General features: G+C 54.1%; 21 protein-coding genes. 9 read left to right on the forward strand and 12 right to left on the reverse strand.

What is annotated here, in order from left to right; translation table 11 throughout:
- Positions 1–79 precede the first annotated feature (79 nt).
- From ACZ1HV_RS06670 to ACZ1HV_RS06685, 4 genes are all read right to left on the reverse strand, one after another.
- Entirely contained in the window at positions 80–1,375 is a 1,296-nt protein-coding gene (locus tag ACZ1HV_RS06670) for a glycosyltransferase (protein ID WP_298815945.1), read from the reverse strand.
- Positions 1,376–1,447: 72 nt separating this feature from the next.
- Positions 1,448–2,197, reverse strand: coding sequence for an HAD family hydrolase (locus ACZ1HV_RS06675; protein WP_298815943.1), 750 nt, complete (start codon positions 2,195–2,197; stop codon positions 1,448–1,450).
- Complete coding sequence (locus tag ACZ1HV_RS06680; protein ID WP_298983281.1) at positions 2,194–3,732, reverse strand: glycosyl hydrolase; 1,539 nt, start codon at positions 3,730–3,732, stop codon at positions 2,194–2,196. The genes ACZ1HV_RS06675 and ACZ1HV_RS06680 overlap by 4 nt, the downstream gene beginning before the upstream one ends.
- Positions 3,733–3,989: 257 nt before the next feature.
- Positions 3,990–5,168 carry a phytanoyl-CoA dioxygenase family protein gene (locus ACZ1HV_RS06685; RefSeq protein WP_472717657.1) on the reverse strand — a complete coding sequence of 393 codons (1,179 nt, stop codon included), beginning with the start codon at positions 5,166–5,168 and terminating at the stop codon, positions 3,990–3,992.
- Positions 5,169–5,261: 93 nt separating this feature from the next.
- Between ACZ1HV_RS06685 and ACZ1HV_RS06690 the strand changes: the two genes are divergently transcribed.
- Complete coding sequence (locus tag ACZ1HV_RS06690; protein WP_472717658.1) at positions 5,262–6,287, forward strand: LacI family DNA-binding transcriptional regulator; 1,026 nt, start codon at positions 5,262–5,264, stop codon at positions 6,285–6,287.
- 102 nt (positions 6,288–6,389) lie between these two features.
- Here ACZ1HV_RS06690 and ACZ1HV_RS06695 read toward each other — a convergent pair whose 3' ends face one another.
- Positions 6,390–7,082 carry a helix-turn-helix transcriptional regulator gene (locus tag ACZ1HV_RS06695; RefSeq protein ID WP_298815936.1) on the reverse strand — a complete coding sequence of 231 codons (693 nt, stop codon included), beginning with the start codon at positions 7,080–7,082 and terminating at the stop codon, positions 6,390–6,392.
- A gap of 12 nt (positions 7,083–7,094) precedes the next feature.
- The gene (locus ACZ1HV_RS06700; RefSeq protein ID WP_152502635.1) at positions 7,095–7,469 is read right to left on the reverse strand and encodes a VOC family protein; all 375 of its coding nucleotides are present in this window, start codon (positions 7,467–7,469) and stop codon (positions 7,095–7,097) included.
- 286 nt (positions 7,470–7,755) lie between these two features.
- Between ACZ1HV_RS06700 and ACZ1HV_RS06705 the strand changes: the two genes are divergently transcribed.
- Together ACZ1HV_RS06705 and ACZ1HV_RS06710 are read left to right on the forward strand one after the other, a co-directional pair.
- Positions 7,756–9,699, forward strand: coding sequence for a calcineurin-like phosphoesterase C-terminal domain-containing protein (locus ACZ1HV_RS06705; RefSeq protein ID WP_298983278.1), 1,944 nt, complete (start codon positions 7,756–7,758; stop codon positions 9,697–9,699).
- Between the two features lie 79 nt (positions 9,700–9,778).
- Positions 9,779–11,047, forward strand: a complete 1,269-nt coding sequence (locus tag ACZ1HV_RS06710; RefSeq protein WP_472717659.1) for a HupE/UreJ family protein — start codon at positions 9,779–9,781, stop codon at positions 11,045–11,047.
- A gap of 84 nt (positions 11,048–11,131) precedes the next feature.
- On the opposite strand, the gene ACZ1HV_RS06715 is transcribed toward ACZ1HV_RS06710, so the two are convergent.
- Positions 11,132–11,923 (reverse strand): crotonase/enoyl-CoA hydratase family protein, encoded by a 792-nt coding sequence (locus tag ACZ1HV_RS06715; RefSeq protein ID WP_298958279.1) that lies wholly within the window; start codon positions 11,921–11,923, stop codon positions 11,132–11,134.
- Between the two features lie 103 nt (positions 11,924–12,026).
- Between ACZ1HV_RS06715 and ACZ1HV_RS06720 the strand changes: the two genes are divergently transcribed.
- The 4 genes from ACZ1HV_RS06720 (at position 12,027) to ACZ1HV_RS06735 (ending at position 15,032) form a co-directional block, all read left to right on the forward strand.
- Positions 12,027–12,605, forward strand: coding sequence for a TetR/AcrR family transcriptional regulator (locus tag ACZ1HV_RS06720; protein WP_298815925.1), 579 nt, complete (start codon positions 12,027–12,029; stop codon positions 12,603–12,605).
- 312 nt (positions 12,606–12,917) lie between these two features.
- Positions 12,918–13,121 (forward strand): YdcH family protein, encoded by a 204-nt coding sequence (locus ACZ1HV_RS06725; protein ID WP_472717660.1) that lies wholly within the window; start codon positions 12,918–12,920, stop codon positions 13,119–13,121.
- Between the two features lie 798 nt (positions 13,122–13,919).
- Positions 13,920–14,249: a hypothetical protein gene (locus ACZ1HV_RS06730; RefSeq protein ID WP_472717661.1), complete on the forward strand. Its 330-nt coding sequence runs from the start codon at positions 13,920–13,922 to the stop codon at positions 14,247–14,249.
- Positions 14,250–14,276: 27 nt separating this feature from the next.
- Entirely contained in the window at positions 14,277–15,032 is a 756-nt protein-coding gene (locus ACZ1HV_RS06735; protein WP_472717662.1) for an SDR family NAD(P)-dependent oxidoreductase, read from the forward strand.
- A 9-nt stretch (positions 15,033–15,041) separates the two neighbouring features.
- Here ACZ1HV_RS06735 and ACZ1HV_RS06740 read toward each other — a convergent pair whose 3' ends face one another.
- A complete protein-coding gene (locus tag ACZ1HV_RS06740; RefSeq protein WP_472717663.1) occupies positions 15,042–15,338 on the reverse strand; it encodes a hypothetical protein in 297 nt (98 codons plus the stop codon).
- A 135-nt stretch (positions 15,339–15,473) separates the two neighbouring features.
- On the reverse strand, positions 15,474–15,899 hold the full coding sequence (locus tag ACZ1HV_RS06745) for a secondary thiamine-phosphate synthase enzyme YjbQ (protein ID WP_472717664.1): 426 nt from the start codon (positions 15,897–15,899) through the stop codon (positions 15,474–15,476).
- Between the two features lie 205 nt (positions 15,900–16,104).
- Here ACZ1HV_RS06745 and ACZ1HV_RS06750 point away from each other — a divergent pair, with 205 nt between their 5' ends.
- Complete coding sequence (locus ACZ1HV_RS06750; RefSeq protein ID WP_472717665.1) at positions 16,105–17,406, forward strand: glycosyltransferase; 1,302 nt, start codon at positions 16,105–16,107, stop codon at positions 17,404–17,406.
- Positions 17,407–17,450: 44 nt separating this feature from the next.
- Here the strand turns inward: ACZ1HV_RS06750 and ACZ1HV_RS06755 are convergent, their stop codons facing one another.
- Positions 17,451–18,365 carry a hypothetical protein gene (locus ACZ1HV_RS06755; RefSeq protein WP_472717666.1) on the reverse strand — a complete coding sequence of 305 codons (915 nt, stop codon included), beginning with the start codon at positions 18,363–18,365 and terminating at the stop codon, positions 17,451–17,453.
- A 364-nt stretch (positions 18,366–18,729) separates the two neighbouring features.
- Between ACZ1HV_RS06755 and ACZ1HV_RS06760 the strand changes: the two genes are divergently transcribed.
- Positions 18,730–20,376 (forward strand): FMN-binding glutamate synthase family protein, encoded by a 1,647-nt coding sequence (locus ACZ1HV_RS06760; protein ID WP_472717667.1) that lies wholly within the window; start codon positions 18,730–18,732, stop codon positions 20,374–20,376.
- 33 nt (positions 20,377–20,409) lie between these two features.
- On the opposite strand, the gene ACZ1HV_RS06765 is transcribed toward ACZ1HV_RS06760, so the two are convergent.
- Entirely contained in the window at positions 20,410–20,562 is a 153-nt protein-coding gene (locus ACZ1HV_RS06765) for a hypothetical protein (protein WP_472717668.1), read from the reverse strand.
- Between the two features lie 35 nt (positions 20,563–20,597).
- The gene (locus ACZ1HV_RS06770; protein ID WP_298958291.1) at positions 20,598–21,443 is read right to left on the reverse strand and encodes a helix-turn-helix domain-containing protein; all 846 of its coding nucleotides are present in this window, start codon (positions 21,441–21,443) and stop codon (positions 20,598–20,600) included.
- Positions 21,444–21,659: the final 216 nt, after the last annotated feature.

The raw sequence follows: 21,659 nt of genomic DNA on the forward strand, positions 1-21,659 counted from the left end.
CAACGTGTAATCAAATTCACATGAACGCAAGCTGAACCATTCCTTTAGAAAACGGAAAACACCTCCTTCTCAGAAATCCTTAGCCGAGAAGCATGTCTTCAGTCTGCAGATCGTCATAGCGCCCCTTGAAGTGCTCAAAGACCTGCAGCGTCCGCCGGGCGATACCGGTCCAGCCAAAAACACGCCGGGCAAATCTTGCGCCTTCGACGGCGAGCGTTTCCCGGATCCAGGGATACTGCATCGGCATGTTGACCATGGTCGCAAACTCTTCAGGTCTTTTGGGATCTGCGATTAGCGCATGTTTTCCGAACTCGATTTGTTCAAAAAGGCCGCCATGAACAGTGACGACTGTCGGGGTTCCGCAAGCCATGGCCTCAACCGCGGTCATTCCGAATGGTTCGTAGCGCGACGGCAGGGCAAATATTCCCGGGGCACGATAAAGATCTGCAAGGTCTTCATCTTCGACATATCCGCGCCAACTAATCCGTTCGCCAACCCCCATGTCGGCAGCCGTTTGTTTCCATTGGTTCAGGAGAGCGATGTCGCTTTGAGAGTTCGCGCCTGCGGCCAGAACAAGTCTTGCTTCCGGTTGAAGTTCCAGGATTTTGGGCAAGGCTTCGATGATGAGGTCGTAGCCTTTGTTTTCTGCAGCTCTGCCGACCACATAGATGTCGGTGTCCTTCATGTCGTGTCTTGCCCTGGCATCCTCAACCTTGCCTGGCGTTGCCGGCATGAACCTGCCCTCGTCAATCCCAGGCGGGATCATGGTGATGTGTTCTTTGGGCAGCTGATAATGTTCAACGATGAGATCGGTTTGCTGCTCTGTCGTTGAGATCACATGATCGCAGTTTCTGTAGAGAACAAATTCCCTCTGGATGCGCTCCTCGAACCGATAGCCTGCCATCTCCTCCTCACCGGCCCCGGTCATGTCGTGTTCTTTCCACCAACCGAGCGAGTGCGGTGTGTGGATGTGTGGAATTTGCAGTTCTTCAGCGATTTTCTGTCCAGATACGCCTGCATCCCAGTAGTGACTGTTGATCACGTCATAATGCAGGTTCTTTGCGCGTATCATGGCCAAAGCGTTCGTGACAAAGTCGCCATACCAGTCGTGCATGTCTTCCTTGCGCACGAACTCCTTGCCCGCAAATGGCACTCTGACAACCCGCAGATTTTCATTGAGAATGTCTTCAGCTGGCTGGTCTTCGAACTGGCGCGTCATGACATCCACCCGATAGCCGAGGCGTGCGAAGCGCTTGGCCAGTTCCAGAACGAAAACAACCTGACCACCGGTGTCGGGTTTGCCCAACTCAGGCGAACCGGCGACATAGCCATGTAATGAAATCATCAGCAGTGAACCGATGTTTTGCTTAGTCATGAGAGTTGGCCTTCTTTCGTGTTTGAGACTTCATCCCTCCCAGGCATTCTATTTTTGTTTGCGAAGGCTTTTTCAGCATTCTTCTTTGGTCAGCAGTCCAAATTCTATCAATCCCTCCATCACGCCAGCTGCATGAGGAGCTATAGCGTGAAAGGTTTTTTCCGTCGGCATGGCGGCAATCAGTTCGCTGCGCGCGTTGCCCACGGCAATTGCCTTGCCTGCGGCATTAAAGAGCGCAAGGTCATTCCCGGAGTCTCCGGCAGCAATCGTATGAGACGTTGCGACCTCAAGAATACCTGCCAAATGCATCATGGCAGTGTCCTTACCGGCGCCAGGCGCCAAAATGTCCAGATCGCTTGTTCCCGAGTGGACCGAACGGAACGGTATTTCCTGATCCGTCAGAGCATTCAACACACCTTGGACCGCATCTATGCCAGCAACTTCAAAACTTGCCTTCCCACATGTCTGGTAGGCACTTGAATGAGCAGCGTATCCCATATCTGTGACGAGTTTGCGGACACGCCGGTCCGGCCACTCCTTGAACTGCTTCTGCCAGCTGTCGAGCCAGGCACCCCTTAAGCGGATTTCCGTACCAAGTCCGGTAATGATCGCTTCAGGTTCAAAATCTTCGGGGAAATACGTCGAAATAGTTTCATCAACGCTTTGCCACGGTCTGCTGGAGTTAAGGGCCAACTTCAAGGTTTTCCGGCGTTTTTTCAAAGCCTGCCAGAGCTTTCTCAGGTCCTCCCTGTTCCCGGTCAGCGTATCGTCGACGTCGCAGACCAGGAGCCACGGCTCCGACTCATCGGGAGCCTCACTCATCGCGTGTCCGCCTCGTCTTCTGGCGCAAGATAAGTGGTCGTATAAACCCGTTCCGCGGTGTCTTCACTGACCGGTCTTCGCAAGGTTTCAATTACGAGATCTTTCACGCATACCGCTGCGCTCTCCACGTAAAAGCCAATGCCGCCTTCGTGGAAGCTGTCGTCGACCAGACTCAAGACGACGTATCCGTCGATCGAAAATTCGATGTACATGCCATGCGCAACAACTTCGATCTGCCATGGTCCTTGGTCGCTGCCGCGGAAATGCGCCTCCTGAAGCGGCTCATATCGGAATGCGTGTTCAAATTCCGGTGTCGGATTTGCGCCCCAGGCGCGCATTTGCGCAATACCATTCACAAGATCGAGGGAAAGATAGTATCCGTCTCCCTCTTCGTTCATCCGCAACACAAGGCCCGTTTTTCCAGACCCTTCAAGCATCAGCTGCGTCCTCAGCCTGAAATCCTGGTGCTGACCTGGAAACAGGTATGCCTCGTAGCCGCTTTTGCAGGCCAGATGGAGCCCATCAGGTCGATCTATGGCCGTGGCATACTTGTTGTCATAAAGTATCTTGCACTGATAGGAGGCTGTAACGACCTCTTGGCCCGTCACCAGATTGTCAAAACTCCTGTAGGACCTGACTTTCAAACGTCCTGCCTTATCGGTGTCCAGTTCCTTTGGAGGCGGTAGAAGTTTTTTGACCGCTTCGCGACCGTAAAAATTCTCGGTCTTTGAAAAGAAATTGAATAGGAGCAATCGATCTTCGGTTTGACAGATGCGGCCGGCGTAATTTCCGGAGGGAAGCAGAACGTTGTCAAAGAAGTTCTCGTATGGCCCGTCCCAGGATTGCGCATACCAATAGTGGATCTTTGTATCTTCTCGGATCGAGCCCATCAGATAATAACGGTCATGAAGCTTGAAGAGGTTGGGAACCTCAACATCATCATAGAGGCCAGGACGATGCAGCGGGGCCTCAAACGAAAACCTGTCAGGTGCTGTTTCCCGCGCAAGACCGACGCAACCGCGCCGGATGACCGGCCCGTCCTTGACGCGCGCTGCGCTCAATAGCAACCGGTCTCCGGTTTGCCGATCATGATAGAAAAACGGATCTCGAAAGCTGACCCAGTGCCGTCCCTCGTCAATCGAGCTTTCGTAGTGGGGTGCTGGAATTTCGAGTGGATAAACACCCTGATTGCAGCGTTCCCAGTGGTAAAGGTCGCTCGAGCGCGCCAACCCGACCCTCTGAACACGGCCAAATTCAGAACGGGCCAGGCCCGTATAGAACATGCGCCACTCTCCCGCTTTGTCGGGGTTCGGCGTGACGTGCATTGTCCAGAGCATGTCGTCGTCCCACTCTCCCGGTTCTCCGACAAAAAGCGCGTTCTTTACGCGGCGCCAAGTCATGCCGTCGGAGCTGACCGCGTGGGCAATGAAATCGTGATTTGGAAGAACGAGATGAAACAGATGGAATAACCCATCGTGATAAACAACATCGACGTCGCCGATGTCCGACCTCAAAAATCCATGGGATGCATACATGTCCTAAGCCTGCCCCAGGTGCTTGGGCGGCTTCAAGTCCTTCAGCAATATTTTTTTGCAGCGCAACAATTGCGAGGCGCTCCGCACAGGAACTGGCGGCTATCAGCTCGCGTTCTCAGAAATTGTTTTCAAATGTCGCCTTTGTCCGTTCACTGGCGAACGACTTCAGGTGCAAACCGCCCGCAAACGCATTGCGGGCGGTGTGAGAGCATCCGTTCGTCTTTATTGCATCGCAAATCGCGCAGACATGCAGCCCCTTAATAGAGCCGCCTGGAGCTTTGGACCTTAAGTGCGTCTGCAAACTCTTCGACGCTCATGCGCTCGCTCACAGCTCGCAGCATGAGCTGTTTCTGTGTCTCTGGCGCAAGGCCGCCGGTGGGGGGATCGCTGTCAAGATTGGTGGGGAACGAATACCCTTCCGCGCAGGCGGAAATTGCAGCCTCAAGTTCTGCTTGCCCCAAGTCTCCTGCTTTCACTCTTTCTAGCAAAACGGGATAGAGGACAGTACACATCGACTGCCGGTCAATGTTCTCCATGGCTCTACCAAATGCAGACGAAATCTGCAGCAGATTGGCCATGCGTTGGATATCGCTGCTGATATTTGCACCTGCGGCATGAAACAGGGCTGGATTGAAGAACAATGCATCACCCTTTTTCAAAGGCAGCTGAGCATAGGCTTCTTCAAAAAACTGCTTGAACGTCTCCAGCCGGTAGGCCGCATATCCCGGGCGATAGAGTTGTGAAAACGGCAACAACTTTGTCGGACCACTCTCGACCGGCATATCCGTATGAGCGATGCCGCCCTGCAATGTCATCACTGGTGACAGGTCATGCACATGTGCCGGATAACGTGCGCATGTTTCAGCAGTCTGGAAACCCAGGTGATAGTCCCTGTGTGCCTGCTGCGCAGCGCCTCCCGGCCGCACCACGTTGACTTGCGCCGTCATCTGATAGTTGGGGCCAAGCCAGGCTTCACAAACCGCGTCGATTGCCGTGTTGGCAAAATAAGTGGCGAACGCCTCCGGCGAAGCCATGCACAGCTTTTGCAAACTGTTCCATATCCTGTCATTTGCCCCGCTTGCGGCAAAATGATCTGCCCCTCCGCCCGTGGAAATCTTCTCTGTCTCGATGACCCGATCAAAAATGTCGGTGGCATGATCTATGGCCGTGACATCAGCATAGGCTCCATCAAGGATGAGCACTCCAGCCCCGTGCATCAGCACCCTGGCCCATTCGGCCATTAGGCGCCGGCGTGATTCTGTCTCGTTCAACACGTCTTGCAAATCGGCAACCCGATAAATCGGAATGTTTGATGTCACCTTTGCAGCATGCGGCACAGCAGCCGGGTCCAGTTGCTGCCCTACCAGTTCTTTAAACTCTTCGATGTCGCAATCAGCTGCATCGAAATAGCCGCTCAGGGCCGCTCTCTGATCCATGTTTTCCTCCCAGGCATCGGTCAATCTGCCAGAACCCGAAGATTATCAGAAATCGCTCTTGCATCGCTGTGATAATCCATCAAGAATCCATCAATGACACATCGATTTCCCATCAAGGAGATCGCACTGCAAGCCGGTCTGAGCACGGCGACAGTAGATCGCGTTCTCAATAAACGGCCCAATGTCAGTCCCCAGACCCATCGTCGCGTTCATGACGCAATGGAAGAACTTGGCCGGCAAGAAGGCCAACTGGCGGCGAAGGGCCGGCGTCTATTCATCGATGTGGTTATGGAGGCCCCTGCCCGCTTCAGCCGGGAAGTTCAGCTGGCCAGTGAAGACGTCCTGAAGCAACTTGCTCCAGCGGCGCTTAGAACGCGCTTTTCAATTGCTGAAACGATGACCTCAGCCACGTGTGCGGCAACGCTTGACCGGATCCGCAAACGTGGAAGTCACGGTGTGTGCCTGAAAGCCAGAGACACTGCTGAATTGCGCAGTGCCATATCTCGCCTGACGGGCAAGCGGATTCCGGTCGTCACAATATTTACCGACATCACCGGTTCGCAAAAACTGGCATATGCGGGGTTGAGCAATGAGAACGCGGGGAGGACCGCGGCCTATCTCATGCTCAAACAGCTTGGCCCCGCGGACCGCGTTGTTCTGACAATCCTCAGTCAACTTGCCTTTCAGGGCGAAGAAGAACGGTATGACGGCTTCCGATCAGAGTTGAGCCGCTCGCGGCCTGATATTGAGGTTCTTGAAGCCAGTGGTGGCGGCGGCCTGAACACGGCGACAGAGCGCGCAGTTGCCGAGAAAATCCAGTCCGCCCCCAAAATTGCCGGCGTCTATTCCATGGGCGGTGGCAATCAAGCTGTATTGAAGGCTCTGGAACGCGCCGGAAAGACCCCATCGGTCTTCGTCGCGCATGATCTTGATGAAGACAATCTCGAGCTGCTTCGCGGTGAGAAGCTGACTTTCGTCCTTCACCACGACCTGCGCTCCGACATGAGAACGGCCTTTCGGCACATTATGGCATTTCATGGTATCGGGCCCGAGCCAGCCGCATCCCTCAGCGACATTCAAATCGTCACACCGGTCAATATTCCAATGGCTTTCAAGTGAGTTGAAGCTTTTTGTGCGCTCGAAAAACATGAAGAAATGTGTATGGCGGGAGATCGCAACTTGTCTGAGGTTCAACCGGACTGGAAGCGATTTGATGCGCAGTTACCGTCCCGGGTCCTTGCTCTCCATGGAGCGATAGAAGTCCTTCAAGGTCTTGCCGGGCTCCGCTTTGAACTTGTCGCCGGTCTCCCGCAATTCGGAAATACGATCGAGACGGAACATGCGGAAGTCATGGCGAAGTTCGCACCAGGCTACAAGTGTCCATACCTTGCCCCAGAACCAAAGGCCGAGAGGACGGACCACCCGGTCAGAGGCATCGCCTTTTCCATCGCGATAGGCGATCGAAAGGCGCTTGCGTGTGTCCGCAGCATTTTCAAGAAAATCGATATGTGACCTGACCTGTGGGGTCATCTCTGGCGCAAATGCGTGGATTTGCACCTCATTCTGCCTCACCCGCAGTTTGTCTGGCATGACGGCATCGATCTTGATCATGGCCTCTTCGGCAGCCCGGGCCATGGCTGCTCCACCCCAGGCGCGGATCAAACGTGCACCGGCAAGCAAGGCAACGATTTCATCTCGTGTGAACATGAGAGGCGGCAACTCGTAGCCATCTCGCATGATGTAGCCGACACCTGCAGCGCCCTCGATGGGCACACCGGAGGCCTGCAAGTCGGCAACATCGCGATAGATGGTGCGTTCCGATACTTCCAGCCATTCGGACAACTGTCGTGCCCGGACGAGCCGCCCGCCACGCAGATATTGAACGATCTGAAAAAGGCGGTCGGCACGTCTCATGCTGCAAGACCCTTAAGCAGCGAAAAGCCCGATGGAATTGCCATCCGGGTCGATACAATACGCAAATCGGCCTGCCGGAATTGCAATCGGGTCGGAGACGACTTCACCACCTGCTTTCGCAAAACGTTCCATGGTTTCCTCAAGCGTGTCAGGGCATGCAATATGTACAGTGGGCCCAGAGCCGTCGCCTGCCGGTTTGCCGGGATAAAGATGTCCTGCAATGCCATCCTGCTTGTTGGTCGTGAACATCGCGATATGGTTCGGTCCCATATCTGTAACAAGTTTGAGTTCGGTTTTGAAAACGTCATTGTAAAAACTGATTGCCTTGTCCAGATCCGTAACCGGAATCTCCATCCAAACAGTGAAATTGTCAGGAACAAATGTCATTGAAAGTCTCCTTGGCTGCAGTGACGTCAGGCACTCTAGCAAAGGGCTCCTGACAGCCTTCTGTCAGGAGAAACCGACAGGTACATCAACGGCAAGATTTTGTGTTCAGGCCCGAAAACGGGCCTCGTTCTAATGTGTCCCGTGCTGTTTGTGACGGTTCAACCACAATATGACATTGCGTGCGTGCGAACTGAAATATAACTTTAACGCGAATGCCAATCTTCCGTCACCGTGTGCTTGCAGAGTGCCCTGGCTGATCTTCAGCTCATTCCCTGCGGAGGCTCTCATGAGAAAACTTACCCAGGTCCTGCTTTTGGCGGGCACCAGCGTCATGGCATCCAGTGCGATTGCCAAGGATGCCGGATATACTGGCGAAATTGATGTCGTGCATGGCGACAGTTCTGCTGACATGGCAACCGGAAGAATATTTTTGGATACCAACCGCAATTCCAGACTGGACGCTGGAGAGACCGGACTGGCCGGCGTTCTTGTCTCAAACGGGCGCGAGGTCGTCGCAACCGGTGAAGACGGTTCCTACTCTTTGCCCGCCTATGACGACATGAACCTTTTCATCACGAAACCGGCAGGCTACATGACGCCAGTCAGCGACGACATGGTTCCGCAGTTCAGCTATGTGCACAAGGTCGCCGGTTCGGCCGATCTGCGGTTTGGCGGTATCGAGCCAACGGGGCCTCTGCCTCAATCGGTCAATTTTCCGCTTGTGGAAGATCCGGTCGGCGATGAATTTCAGTGTCTCGTTTTCGGCGATACACAGCCGTATTCCAACCAGGAAGTTTCCTATGTCCGCCAGACGGTGGGCAAGCTTTTGGCTAACCGTGACAACAGTGCCACCCAGTGCCTGCTGTTTCAGGGTGACGTCATGGGTGACGACCTTTCGCTTTATCCGCGCTTCAAAAAGATTGTCGCCACGGGCGGCGTGCCGCAATACTACGTTGCCGGCAACCATGACCTTGACTTTGATGCCAAATCCGATGCCGACAGCTTTGACACCTTTCGCCGCGAATTCGGACCCGAATACTATTCCTTCGACATAGGTCAGGTGCATTTCGTCGTTCTCGACGACGTGCGCTACCCCTGCAACGGTGTTGACGCCCACGAATTCTGTGACCTGTCGGCCAAGCCTTCCTACAACGGCGTCATCTCCGAACGTCAGCTGGAATGGCTGAAAAACGATCTTGCCAATGTGCCGGAAGACAAGCTGATCGTTCTAAGCGCTCACATACCATTCGTGACCTATACGGATGCAACCGCCCAGAAGCACCAGGTCGACAATCTCGACAAGCTCTACGAGCTGATAGGTGACAGACCCGCGCTTGGGCTCTCGGGCCATACACACACAACAGAACAGATCCTGCCGGGCGAATTTTACAAAGGCTGGGAAGAAGCTACGGGGACCGGGCCTGCCAAATTTCATCAGATCGTCACCGGTGCGGTCTCCGGCTCCTGGTGGGCAGGTGACCTGAACAACAGCGGAGTTCCCCACGCGACACAGCGTCTTGGCTCCCCGCGCGGATACTACGTGCTGGATTTCGCAGGCTCTGACTATGTCGATACCTATATGACCTTCGAAGGCGAGGAAGACGATCAGCTTCACGTCTCTTTCAACACACCCCGCTTTCGTGATTGGGCAGAAAAGCTTGTCAGCTTCACGAACCAAAACGACATCCCCAGCGACATCACGCCTCCGGTTACCGTCAATGACCTGGGAGACATGGACATGTTGACGAAGGAGGACCTCTCCGGAACGACGTATGTCGCCATCAACGTCTGGAACGGTTCGAAGGAAAGCCAGGTATCCTTCTCCATCAATGGTGGCGACCCGATTGAGGCAGAGCGCACGCAAAAGGGTGAAGGAGAGGAAGCATTCGAAGGTCCGACCTATTCCGATCCTCTGGCGATGGCCAAGCAATCCACCAATGGACGTCAGGCCGTACGCAGCACAGACGGGGGCGAAGCAACCGCCGGCTACCGCACCTGGCAGGGCCTGCAATGGGCCGGTATTGCCGGCCCGTTCCAGGACTGGATGCTCACCACAAAATCAAACCATCTCTGGCGAGCCGAGTTGCCCTCGGATTTACCGGCGGGCGTTCACACGCTGAACATTCGCACAACAGACCGTTACGGGCGCACGTTCAATCAAACCAAAACTTTCGAGGTCGTGGATGAATTGCCGCAAATGACCTGGCAAGAGAAATTCTGGAATGAATAGCCGGTAAAAACCGGTAAGCTGCAACATAGACTGCCCGGGTGCCGTTGAAGCGCTCGGGCCCATTCGACGGACCGCCCCTATGCCTCAGAGCCACAAGTGCACCAGCGCGCTTAACTTTGTTTTCTTCAGCCTGTTTCTTGTCCTGGCGATACTGCTGACGCAGCCCGCGAGCGCGCATTTTTCTGAAGGAACAAAGGTCCGCACAATTCTGGTTGCTGAGCAGAACGGCATTCTGGTTGTTTATGTTAGGGCGCCAGCGCCACTTGTTTTTTCCGATCTGGTTGGAAAAGCACAGGTTGATCAAACGCCCTTGGAATCACCTTTCCTGCGCTATGAGGCAACCGGAACCGGCAACCGCTACCGACTGAACATGAGCGCAATTGCCCAAGACAGGAGTTCGTTCGAAACACGATTAACCGAAGCTCTGGTCTTTTCGCAAGCAGGCCTGGATCTTTCCGCAAAGATTGCAGGCTTCACCGTGCACATGCAGCGACCGCAATCAGGGTTCAATTCGCTGTCCGCGGCCAAGGCAGCGGTTGCAGAACCTACACCGCGCCTCGACCCTCTCTTCGGACAGGCCATGGTCGATTACGTGGTGCATTTGAACAGTCAGGACCCCATGGGGATCCTCAGTGTGCACGCAGGTTATGACCCGCTTGTTCCGGGGCCAGGCGTTACAATCGACAATCATCTCATCGACGCGCGCATAAGCCCGCCTGTCTCACTGACCGCACCTGGACAGCTTGAGACGCCGGTAGTGATTGACGGATCGCCTCTTTCAACTTTCGGTCATTTCGTTTTTCAAGGTGCCTTGCACATTCTGGAAGGTCTTGACCATGTGCTTCTGGTGATTGCCATGGCCCTTGGTGTCGGTGCCACACGTAAACTGATCTATTTGGTGACTGCCTTCACCCTCGGGCATTCGGTCACGCTGATTGCAACGTTTCTTGGCGCGACACCGTCCTGGCCCTGGTTCATTCCAGCCGTGGAAGCTGCGATTGCTGCCTCGGTTCTTTATGCGGCCATTGCGGCGATGATCCAAAGATCCGGCTCGCTTTTAGTCTTTGCCGGTATCGGACTGCTGCACGGATTAGGATTTTCCTTTGTGCTCGGAGATATTCTCGGTCGTGACGCACCGGACCTCGTTCCGGCTCTCCTTGCTTTCAATATAGGTATAGAACTTGGTCAACTCGCGATCCTGGCCGCCACGTTGGGCATTGTCTTTTTGATGAAGCATCTCGCCGAGCCAGCACTCAGGCCCGTCAGATTGGGAGCTCTGAGCGGGATCGCGATACTGTCAACTTGGTGGATCGCGGAACGGATCAACGGGCTGGTGTATTCGGTCTGAACTTATTTGAGTTCCGGATCGGACGGAGAGCCGCAACACCGTTCTCTCGAAGGTATTGCGGATTTTCTCTTCAGCACATGGCAGTCATTTGCCAGCATAGCAGGGTGTGCGGCGCGCAATCCAGGCGTCCAGTCCTTCAACGATATCCCGTGTTGCACACATCCTGGCAAACTGTTCCTGTTCGACAATCAACCCTTCACCGATGGTCATGTTCAATCCCCGCGTAACGGCAGTAATGATACGCGCGGCTGCCAAGGGCGAATGCCTCAGAATCCGCTCCGCCAACTCGAATGCTGCCGGTAATAGATCATTGTGCGGCACGACCTTGTTGACGAGACCCAACTCATAAGCACGTTCAGGCCCAAAAGTGTCGCCGGTCAACAAAAGTTCCAATGCACGCTTGCGCCCAGCCAAGCGAGGCAGACGCTGAGTGCCACCAAATGTCGGAGGAATTCCGATGTTGATCTCAGGCTTGGCAAAAACAGCTCTTTCAGAGGACACCGCGAGATGGACCGCCTCCGTTATTTCGCAGCCACCTCCAAAAGCGATGCCGTTTACTGCTGCTATCACCGGTTTGGGGTATGTCTCAAATCTTGCTGTCATGCGTTGTCCACGACGGCAAAATTCCCTTACAGCCTCGTCTGTCCCGCTTTTGATGCTATTCGTGAATTCATGGATGTCGCCACCAGCGGAGAAGGCCCTGTCGCCTGCTCCGGTTAAAACGATGGCGCGGGCAGCTTCATCTTGCTCTATCTGATCGAGAAGCGAGAGGAGCCGGTCGTTCGTTTCGTAATTGAGTGCGTTGAGTTTTTCAGGGCGATTTAACGTCAGCAGAGCGATTTTGCCGCGCATTTCGAGTGTCACTGTAGTGTCCAAAGCGTTTCTCCTGATCGGTTGACAGGCACGCTAGCGAGAGACAGAATACCAGTACACTCACTAGTTAGTATACTTTTCGTAACTAACTGAAAAAGAATACAAAATGCGAAAAGAAACACGAAACAAGATTGTTGATGCGGCAACGAGGCTCTTCTACCGGGAGGGCATTCGAGCGGTGAGCGTCGATGCGGTTGCCGCGAAGGCCGGTGTTACGAAAAAGACGCTCTATTATCACTTTGAAAGCAAAGATGATCTTGTTGCAGAGTATCTTTCGTCTCGCGATCAACCCAACTTGAGACTCTATGAAACCTGGTTTGGGGCTGCGCAAGGCAACGTCGCCGACAAGGTTGAAGCTATCTTCCAAGAATTGACGCAGGCTGCAAGGCATCCGAAATGGCAGGGTTGCGGTTTTCTGCGCACCACCGCAGAACTCGCCAATCAGCCAGGCCATCCAGCTCTGCGCATTGGTGCTGCGCACAAAAAGAAATTCGAAGACTGGCTGACAAACTCACTGGCGTCTCATGGATGTACCCAGCCCGGAGCGGTTTCACGTCAGGTCGTTCTGCTGATGGATGGTGCATTTTCCACCATGCTCGTCCATCGGGACCCTAGCTATATTCAAGAAGCTGGGCGTGCCGCCAAGACCCTGGTGAAAGGTGCGCTCAGGCCACTCAAGGCCTGAGCAGACGAAGTATCCCTTGTGTTGACAGCCTTCGGCGTTGAACCGAATTCGTCACCCAAACATGCCAAACGTCTGGGCTCCGCACCTCTCTTGTCGGGTGTTGATCAGGTCTTGCAAACAGCCCCATGAAGCCGGTGCAAGGCTCACACGCATGGAGCCGAATCCACAGAAGCTTGAACTTCTCAGGGATCGCATACCGTTGTTACCGCTGCGGCAAGCAAACTCATCTGCTCAAATGCCACCAACATTGATCTTGCTCAAGGTAACCGCTCCGGCTTGGCGGCACTTTGAGTGTCTTAAAAGGAGGCAAGAATGAGCCACGTCCCACACGAGCTGCACGAAGAATTTCCAGAAGCGGCTGAAAAACTGCATCAACTGAAAATTGGCGACAGTCATTTTGCGCGCCTCGCAGACGAGTACCACAACATCAATCGAGAAGTTCATCGCATCGAGACCGACGTGGCACCCGCCTCGGACGAGGTATTGGAAGATCTGAAAAAGAAACGGCTTTTTTGAAAGACCAGATTGCCGCCAAGCTGGCGGCGACCGAAAACACCGTGTCCTGAGCCCCTCCTTTTCAGGCCGGTGTTAGCGCCCGCGCCGTCCCCGTCCGACGGCGCGGGCCACCTAAACGATCTTTGGTAAATCTGGAAAGATCACGATACCGCGGTTCAAAAAGGCGGCACCGGCTGCACTGCCTACGAGCGCTTTTGGAGAAATGCCGCAAGGCCGGTTTCCGAAAGCTTGCATAAAGAAGGCGCCGAAACTTCCAGGAAGTCCGGCGCCAGTCTGGGGAGGAACGACCCTCATCGTTCTTGGGACATGTGGGTCCACATCGTTAAAATTGCAAGGCAAAAATATGTGAGCATGACGTGAATCCGATCCGTTACCTGCGTCAGAATTGCACTACTGTCTTGTTGCTTGATCAGCTTTTCCAACACTACGCGAACGAGAGCTGAAACACTGTTCCTCCATTTCCATTTGATTTCACCCTATTAAGTTTCTCGCCTAGTTATCTGAAAAATATAACTCTTTTCTTCCTGAGAAATTGATTGAAGAAATTCACAAGCTGATTCAACACGACATGCTGGTGTTCTCACGAAGCCGCCTGTCAAAGAAGTTGGGCATTTGTATGCCTTATCCGCCTTGACGGCTCATCGACGCTGCGGTCTTCTTTCGGAAAATCGTTCTCTTGGAATTTGTCATGCGTCTGACCCGCCTGTCCGTCTTTCTCCTCTTCCTTTTCCCAGCAGCTGCAGAAGCAGCTGACTTCTGTATCGATGTTCATTCCAAAAAGGTTGGCAAAGACTCAGTTTGCCCGACGGAAAAATAAGTCGTGTCAGCTTCAAAGGCGGCTGGAGTGTCATCAACGGCATCTACGCGCCAGTCGGGCCACGCGGATATTCGGGCAAGGATGCGAAGAGCCTTGGCCCGTTATATGGCTATAAATTTGACCAGTCCTATTCCTTTGGCGAGATGCTTGTCAGAGACCAAGCTGGCAGGATCATTCCCTTTGCCGAGTTTGCGGCCTTGGCGGTCAATGCACCGGACCCATCCGGCACCTATAGCTTCAGGATCAACGACAAGGACGTTGCCCTTTGGGACAATGCAGGGGCAATCCGTGTATGTATCTCAATGCGTTGAAGCCAGAACTTATCAGTCGGGAAGCACATGACGAATAAGGTTGTTCTGATCACTGGTGCGGCCAGAGGCATCGGTCTTGCCACTGCGCATCTGATGATGGACCGTGGCTGGCACGTTGCAATGCTGGACAGGGACGGTGAAGAACTGCTCAGGGTCGGGAGTGACCTCGAGAAAGCGGTCCCTTTCATCTGTGACGTCTCAATTCCGGAAGACGTGGCAACCACACTGCCGCAAATTCTCTCCAGATTTGGACGTCTGGATGCGGTCGTGAACAATGCGGGCGTTGCCGAATTCGGACCAATCGACCAGACGGACTTCGCAGTTTGGCGACGTGTCATGGAGACAAATCTGGATGGCGTGTTTCTCGTGTCTCAAGCGGCTGTGCCAGCTTTAAAGGCGACAAGGGGCGCGATCGTGAACATTGCCTCTATTTCCGGTCTGCGCGCTTCAACGTTGCGCGTTGCCTACGGCACTTCGAAAGCTGCAGTGATACAGCTTACGAAGCAGCAGGCAGCAGAACTCGGAGAACATGGCATACGAGCCAACTGTGTCTGTCCCGGTCCTGTGAAAACCAAACTCGCCATGGCGGTTCACAGCCAGGAAATCATCGATGCCTATCATGATGCCATACCGCTGAACCGATATGGCCAGGAGACTGAAATTGCTGAGGTGATTGCGTTCCTGTGTTCCGATCAGGCAACGTATGTGACTGGCCAAGTGGTCGCCGCCGATGGTGGGTTCGAAAGCACGGGCGTCGGCCTTCCCGCGCTTCGAGACCAGTAAGCCCTAGCCCTACTTTCGAAACGCCCCTTCCGGGCGATACGTGTCCATGACAGCATCAAGCCGGTCATTTGTAATGGCAGGGTTTGCCTTTTGCAGGCAAGGCAGAAGAATCGCCTTATTGGCACGCTGTTCCGCGCCGCTTGGAAATTTGTCAGGTTCCGGATTGACGGGTTTGAAGCACTCGATGAACACCGCCTCCTCGATTTGGAGGTCCTTGGCAATCTTTCCAGTCGGCCGGTTGGGGTCCTGGTCTGCAAAGGCAGACTGGGAAAGCAGCAGAAAGAAAATCACAAGGCTTGATCGCATTTCGTTGCTCCCATGATGGCTGATCACCTGTGCGGCAAGCGCGTTTGGACAATGTGACCACTCTATGGGGTTGGGATTTTTTATGTGTGACGATCGTCACACCTGTTTCCAATTTCCCTTTATTTTCAACGAATCTTAGTTGTCCGAAAGGAAATGAGCCGCGATTTGACGCTGGTGCGGGCGTGTTCTGTGCTCAAACAGATAAATGCCTTGCCAGGTGCCCAGAACCATTTGGCCGTTTGTCACCGGAATGGACAAGGAAACAGGCAAGAGCGCCGCCTTAATATGGGCCGGCATGTCATCCGGCCCTTCAAATGTATGAACCAGATAATTCATGGACGGATGATCCGCAGAGGGCACCAGACGCTGCAAATAAGCTTTCAGATCACTTTGCACGTCCGGGTCGGCGTTTTCCTGTATCAACAGTGAGCAGGAGGTGTGACGCACGAAGAGCGTCAACAACCCTTTCTTGCCACCTTGATCGGAGACCCAGCCGGCAACGTTCCGGGTGAACTCGTAGAGACCCTGACCTTCCGTGCGAATAGAAAAAACGGTATGCATTAAGGGCTTTCAGATAGAGAAACGAACGATTTCGAACAGGCTTATGCCATTCGCTTTTTTCTGGCAATCACCCCTTGGACACCAGCTTTCCAGCCAAGCACGAAAACCAAGATACAGTTAGGTGCTTGCAACCGGGACTGGCAACCGCCATCTCAGCTAAGGCCTCTCATCGCCGCCCCCGGCGTCACCGCTTCTGGAAGTCCTTATGTCCAATGCTGCGAAACGAATACTAATTGCCTCGCTAGGTACGCGAGGTGATGTCCAGCCATATGTCGCGCTCGCAAATGCTCTGGTGCAGCAGGGTGCCGAAGTAACGCTTTCCACCGGCGAAGGCTTTGAGGACATGATCGAACAGACGGGAGCAAAGGCCCGTTCCATGCCGATCAATTACCAGACACTTCTGCAAAGTGAAGAAATTCAAGAGGCACTCTTTTCACTGAAAGGGAAAATCAGGGCGGCAAAGCAGAACCTTGCACTTCAGAAAGAACTGACGAGATGCCTGTGGTCGATAACGCTCGATGAGCAGCCGGACCTGATCCTGTTCAATTTGAAAGCGACTGTCGTGACGCTTGCAGCACGGCGTCTTGGTGTCCCCGCTCTCCCGACTGCGCTCCAACCCGTTACCGCTCCGACAGCAGAATTTCCATTGCCGCTCTTCGGCATTCCCAACCTTGGCGCTTACTTCAATCGCAAAAGCTATCTGGCCGGACGTTTTTTGATGAAGGCCGGACTGGCGTCACTCATAAAACCGATCAAACCGGAAGCAGAAGCAGAATTTGGAATGTCCGGTGCTCTTATGGACGGTCATTGGCCGAGTGGCGGCATGGCGCCTGCGTTGCAAGCCTTTTCCAGAGCGCTGGTGCCGACACCGGAGGACTGGGGCGACGAAAATATTGCCTGCGGCTATTGGCTCACAGAGCCGGACGCAGCCTATCAGCCCCCAGCCGATCTACAGCAATTCCTGAAAGACGGCAAAGCTCCCGTCTATCTGGGCTTCGGTTCAATGCCGAGCCAAGATCCTGAAAAGCTGACGGCAACAGTTCTTGAAAGTCTTGAGAACACAAGACAGCGCGCAGTGCTTGCCACCGGTTGGGGCGGACTTGTGAAAGAGAAACTGTCCTCTGAAATGGCGGACCGTCTTTTCCTGATCGACAAGGCCCCGCATAGCTGGTTGTTTCCGCGGTGTTCAGCTGTTGTCCACCATGGCGGAGCCGGCACCACGCATGAAGCGCTGCGCTGGGGCAAGCCCTCTCTCATTTGCCCGGTCTTTGGCGATCAGCCATTCTGGGGAAGCCGTGTGCACAAGATTGGCGCTGGCCCCGCCCCGTTGCCTCAAAAGAAACTGACGCCGGAACAACTGACTGCTGCCTTGAAAGCCCTTGAAAACCCCAAATATCAAATTGGTGCTGAAAAAGCCGCGGAAACGATGTCGAAGGAACCCGGCTCAGCCGGGACAGCAAAATTGCTGATCGGCATTCTTAAGACCGGCCAGAAAGCGCCTTCATGAAACGGTTCGCGCCAGACCATCATCGGAAACAAGCAAAGATCAGCCTAGGCCTCGAGAGCCTTGCCGATTTCAACGTTGGTGACCCAGCCAACAACAGGCTCGGTTGACTTTCCGGTGGCCGTTACAATCACATCCTGACAGCCGTCCTTGTTTTCCATATGCATTTTCGCGTCCGCGAGCGTTCCACCCGCCCGCGCAAAGGCGACATACCCCGTGATGAATGTTCCAAAGGTTTCAGGCGCCCGCGACTCGCTAGCAAGGTCGTGCACCTTCTCCAGTTTGTCCGCATTCTTCGGGTCATTCTTGAAATTCACGGTAACATTCGACGGAAGGTCGATAGCGCGCATTTCGCTCCAAAGACCGCGATGAAGCACACCAACGCAGGCCTTGCCCGGCGTCAGGATGACTACTCTTGAAATCGGCCTGCCACCAGGGAGTTTGTCTTCAAAAGCTTCTGCCAACTTCTGGATCGGAACTTCCTTAAGGTCCCCATTCGGCGCTTCAACTGTCCCAACAATATTTCCGACAGGAATCATGGCTTCCTCGATAGGGACAGCTCGGAGCTTTTGCCCTGACAACTTGACGAGGCTCTCCGTCGCCTTGCTGGCCGCTTCGAAGTTCTGCTTGCTGAAGTAATAGGCGAGAACCGTGCCCACCCAGGTTGCGAACAGGGGCAACAAGGCTGCGAATACATACTGACTGTTTTCAACTGCATCGCTGTTCGAAGCGCCAAAAATACCAACGCCCAGTACGACCACAGAGACAAAAATCAACCCGACAATGGAGAATTTGACGATGTCGTCAGCCAGCATTTCTCGAAAACCAGAAGACGCTTCAGAAGCTGGAGCAGTTTTTTCAGCTTCCTTTGGCTTCCGATAAAAGGCGATGTAAGCAAGCACACCGGAGATAAAGACCAGAAAACACAGAATTATGATCAGAATGGCGTTCAAACTAAGCACTACCCCACCCCTTTTGCTATTTTTAAGAAAATAAAAACTTGCAATTACATCGATATACTAAATTGACTTATCGTTAGGAACTACCAACCGGTACACACCTTTTGGTTGAAAAATGGTTTCGATCAAACCGAAACCTGGCGCCGAACGCTGAAGCATTGGGTACACTTGTGTTTCCTATCTCGCCTGACAGGTGAATACCGGCAGTCAATCCCGATACTTTAGGCATCTTGGACGAACACCAATTCCTGCGTTCTCAGGGCCGCTGGAGAAACTGCATTTCAATCGCGTAGCGGATCTCTCTTTTCTTTTCGACCTTTGCCTGACACAACTATGAATGCCAATTTGATTGAGGAGTCACCAGCCTGTGTTTCCCGCCCGTTATTTCGTTTTCCTTCTGTGCCTTTTTCTGACTCTTGTCAGCTTCATCTTGATCTTTGCCTGGAACGTTCACTTCCTCTGGCCATTTGCCGTCTTCACAGCTCTTTCTGTCACAGGTGTGCTGGATCTCTCGCAGTCCAAGCATTCCGTCCTTCGAAACTATCCGGTGATCGGTCACTTCCGGTTTCTGTTCGAAGCCATCAGGCCGGAGCTTCGGCAATATTTCTTTGAAAGCAACCAGGACGGGCGACCTTTTTCGCGGGAACGTCGGTCGATGGTCTATGACCGGGCCAAGAACATTGAAGATGTGCTGCCCTTCGGCACGGAACTGGATGTCTATGACAACGCGTATGGCTGGGTGAACCATTCAATCAACCCAAAACCCGAAACGCATGACGACCTGAGGGTTACAATCGGTGGACCGGACTGCAAGCAGCCCTATTCGGCATCCCTGTTCAATATTTCCGCCATGAGTTTCGGTTCGTTGTCGGGCAACGCGATTCTGGCTCTGAACAAGGGTGCCAAGGCAGGCAATTTCTATCACGATACTGGCGAGGGCAGCGTCTCGCGCTACCACCGGGAGGGCGGCGGTGATCTGGTCTGGGAACTTGGCAGTGGATATTTTGGCTGCCGGGCGGAAGATGGCACCTTCGATGCGGAGAAGTTCAAGACACAGGCCGCCAACCCTCAAATCAAGATGATCGAGATCAAGATGAGCCAGGGCGCAAAACCTGGCCATGGCGGCGTATTGCCGGGCCCCAAGGTTACGGAAGAAATCGCAGAGGCGCGCGGCATTCCTGTTGGCAAGGAATGCGTTTCGCCGGCCAGCCATTCCGCATTCTCAACGCCGCTCGAACTCTTGGATTTCATCGCCAGACTTCGCGAACTGTCCGGCGGCAAACCGATTGGTTTCAAGCTCTGTGTTGGGCACAGATGGGAATTCATGGCAATCGTCAAGGCCATGTTGAAAACCGGCGTAAAGCCTGATTTCATCGTCGTGGACGGGGCGGAAGGCGGAACGGGCGCGGCGCCCGTTGAGTTTGCCAACAGGCTTGGCACACCGCTTCGTCAGGGGCTTTCCTTCGTACACAATTGCCTGGTCGGCACCGGACTGCGCGACGACATCAAACTGGCAGCCAGCGGCAAGCTGATCAGCGCCTATGACATAGCTGGCACAATGGCACTCGGGGCCGATTGGGTGAATTCGGCGCGCGGCTTCATGTTTGCCGTCGGCTGCATTCAATCCCAGAGTTGTCACACCAACCGCTGTCCGACCGGTGTTGCAACCCAGGACCCAAAGCGTCAGCAGGCGCTGGACGTTCCCGATAAATCCCAAAGGGTCGCGAATTTCCATCGCAACACGCTCAGGTCCCTGAAAGCCTTCACGGCGGCTTCCGGCTTCGATCACCCAAGCGAATTCGAGCCGGAGCATTTTTACCTGCGCGAAGGCAACCGCGCGATCATGCCTGCAAGCGCCGCACTCACCTGGCTGAAACGGGGAGAACTGCTCGACGAAGCACACAACATTCCCGCCTATTCAACCTATTGGGAAATGGCCGTAGCCGACAGCTTCCATCCAGCCAAATCCCTGGCAACCGCAAAAGCACTGCAGCAACACAAGGTTGGCCACTGAGACAGGTATCCAAATCCCCGTATCTAACTTTCATCAAGGATCGATCTGAACGTTCTCAAAAACGACTTTTTGTCCGTCAATGTTGAGTTGCAATGTCTCGTAGCGGGCAATTCCTGTAGGGGGATCAAAGAACCGGAAACCGACGTTCAAAGGCAGAATTTTTGAGTGCTGTTCCAGTTTCTGCATCAAAAATGTTCTGAGTTGATGGTGGTGTCTTGAGCTTAGATGCTCTTGCTCAAGTCCAAAACAAATTGGCCAGCCTCGTGCGAGCGGATCAGTGCGTGGCGCACCAGGTCGTCGAAATGGCCGGAGAAAAGCTGTACATGGCGGGTGTTGGAGAAAGCGAGATAGCGTTGGCCTAAATAGAGGGCCGCCCATTTCTTGCCGAAGACCGTGAAGGGGGCGGAGAACCGGTCGTTCGCACCAAACAGATGCAGCCGGAGAGACGGATAAAGATCGTCCAGGATCCGTCCCATGGTTTCGAGCTGTTCTTTGCGCGTTTCTGGCGGAAGGCCGGACCAGAGCCCCTCACCCCGTGCAAAACCTTCCAATGCTTCCTTGGAGAGCGCAATTTCCATGTCGGTTTCAGCCCGCCCCAAAAGAGCGCGTTGATCCTTCGTACCTGTGATCGCCTGATCCGCAGTACGCAGCGTTTCACCGGCATATTCATATGCCAGCACGGCTTCGGTCTTTAGAACATCCGGCAAATTGGCCGGGACATGCCGGATTTTCGCACCAACAGCATCCCTATACCATGCAAGCAGATGCTCATCGACGGGATGGCGCTCCGTTTCTGCCACCTGGACGGCCTGATCGAGGATTTCAGCCGCGGCCCCCCGGTGGGTGGACAAGCCAAGCAGCCAGTCGGAAGACACGCTCAATGCCGTTGCGATGGCAGCAAGAGCTTGTCCGTTCGGCAATCGCGGCGCGTCTTCGGACAAAAGCTGCGAGACCGTGGAGCGATCAAGTCTGGCTCCGCGCGCAAGATCACTCCGGTTCATGTCCCGGCTGCGCAAAGCGTCGGAAAGCCTTTCGCGAAATAGCTCGGCGCGGTCTCTTTTATCCATAGGGGAGTTTTGTCATTCAGATTTCGAAAAATCAACAGACTTACTTCCTGTAAATCGACCGCTCAGCCACATGGGCATCTGCGGCCCGAAGGGGATTGGGTACGCGCACCCTATCGAAGAACCGGACATGGCTGCTCAAAAGGAACCAAAAGGATGCTGCTAAGCATCTTTCATGCCGTCGCGGAGGCATTCCTCCAAACCGTTCAGCGCCAACGC

It is taken from the genome of Roseibium sp. JB4-4, from assembly GCF_055693425.1.

Coding starts and splice junctions, on each gene's coding strand:
- ACZ1HV_RS06670 (WP_298815945.1), bottom strand. CDS start 1,375: ATGACTAAGCAAAACATCGGTTCACTGCTGATGATTTCATTACATGGC.
- ACZ1HV_RS06675 (WP_298815943.1), bottom strand. CDS start 2,197: ATGAGTGAGGCTCCCGATGAGTCGGAGCCGTGGCTCCTGGTCTGCGAC.
- ACZ1HV_RS06680 (WP_298983281.1), bottom strand. CDS start 3,732: ATGTATGCATCCCATGGATTTTTGAGGTCGGACATCGGCGACGTCGAT.
- ACZ1HV_RS06685 (WP_472717657.1), bottom strand. CDS start 5,168: ATGGATCAGAGAGCGGCCCTGAGCGGCTATTTCGATGCAGCTGATTGC.
- ACZ1HV_RS06690 (WP_472717658.1), top strand. CDS start 5,262: ATGACACATCGATTTCCCATCAAGGAGATCGCACTGCAAGCCGGTCTG.
- ACZ1HV_RS06695 (WP_298815936.1), bottom strand. CDS start 7,082: ATGAGACGTGCCGACCGCCTTTTTCAGATCGTTCAATATCTGCGTGGC.
- ACZ1HV_RS06700 (WP_152502635.1), bottom strand. CDS start 7,469: ATGACATTTGTTCCTGACAATTTCACTGTTTGGATGGAGATTCCGGTT.
- ACZ1HV_RS06705 (WP_298983278.1), top strand. CDS start 7,756: ATGAGAAAACTTACCCAGGTCCTGCTTTTGGCGGGCACCAGCGTCATG.
- ACZ1HV_RS06710 (WP_472717659.1), top strand. CDS start 9,779: ATGCCTCAGAGCCACAAGTGCACCAGCGCGCTTAACTTTGTTTTCTTC.
- ACZ1HV_RS06720 (WP_298815925.1), top strand. CDS start 12,027: ATGCGAAAAGAAACACGAAACAAGATTGTTGATGCGGCAACGAGGCTC.
- ACZ1HV_RS06725 (WP_472717660.1), top strand. CDS start 12,918: ATGAGCCACGTCCCACACGAGCTGCACGAAGAATTTCCAGAAGCGGCT.
- ACZ1HV_RS06735 (WP_472717662.1), top strand. CDS start 14,277: ATGACGAATAAGGTTGTTCTGATCACTGGTGCGGCCAGAGGCATCGGT.
- ACZ1HV_RS06740 (WP_472717663.1), bottom strand. CDS start 15,338: ATGCGATCAAGCCTTGTGATTTTCTTTCTGCTGCTTTCCCAGTCTGCC.
- ACZ1HV_RS06745 (WP_472717664.1), bottom strand. CDS start 15,899: ATGCATACCGTTTTTTCTATTCGCACGGAAGGTCAGGGTCTCTACGAG.
- ACZ1HV_RS06750 (WP_472717665.1), top strand. CDS start 16,105: ATGTCCAATGCTGCGAAACGAATACTAATTGCCTCGCTAGGTACGCGA.
- ACZ1HV_RS06765 (WP_472717668.1), bottom strand. CDS start 20,562: ATGCAGAAACTGGAACAGCACTCAAAAATTCTGCCTTTGAACGTCGGT.
- ACZ1HV_RS06770 (WP_298958291.1), bottom strand. CDS start 21,443: ATGGATAAAAGAGACCGCGCCGAGCTATTTCGCGAAAGGCTTTCCGAC.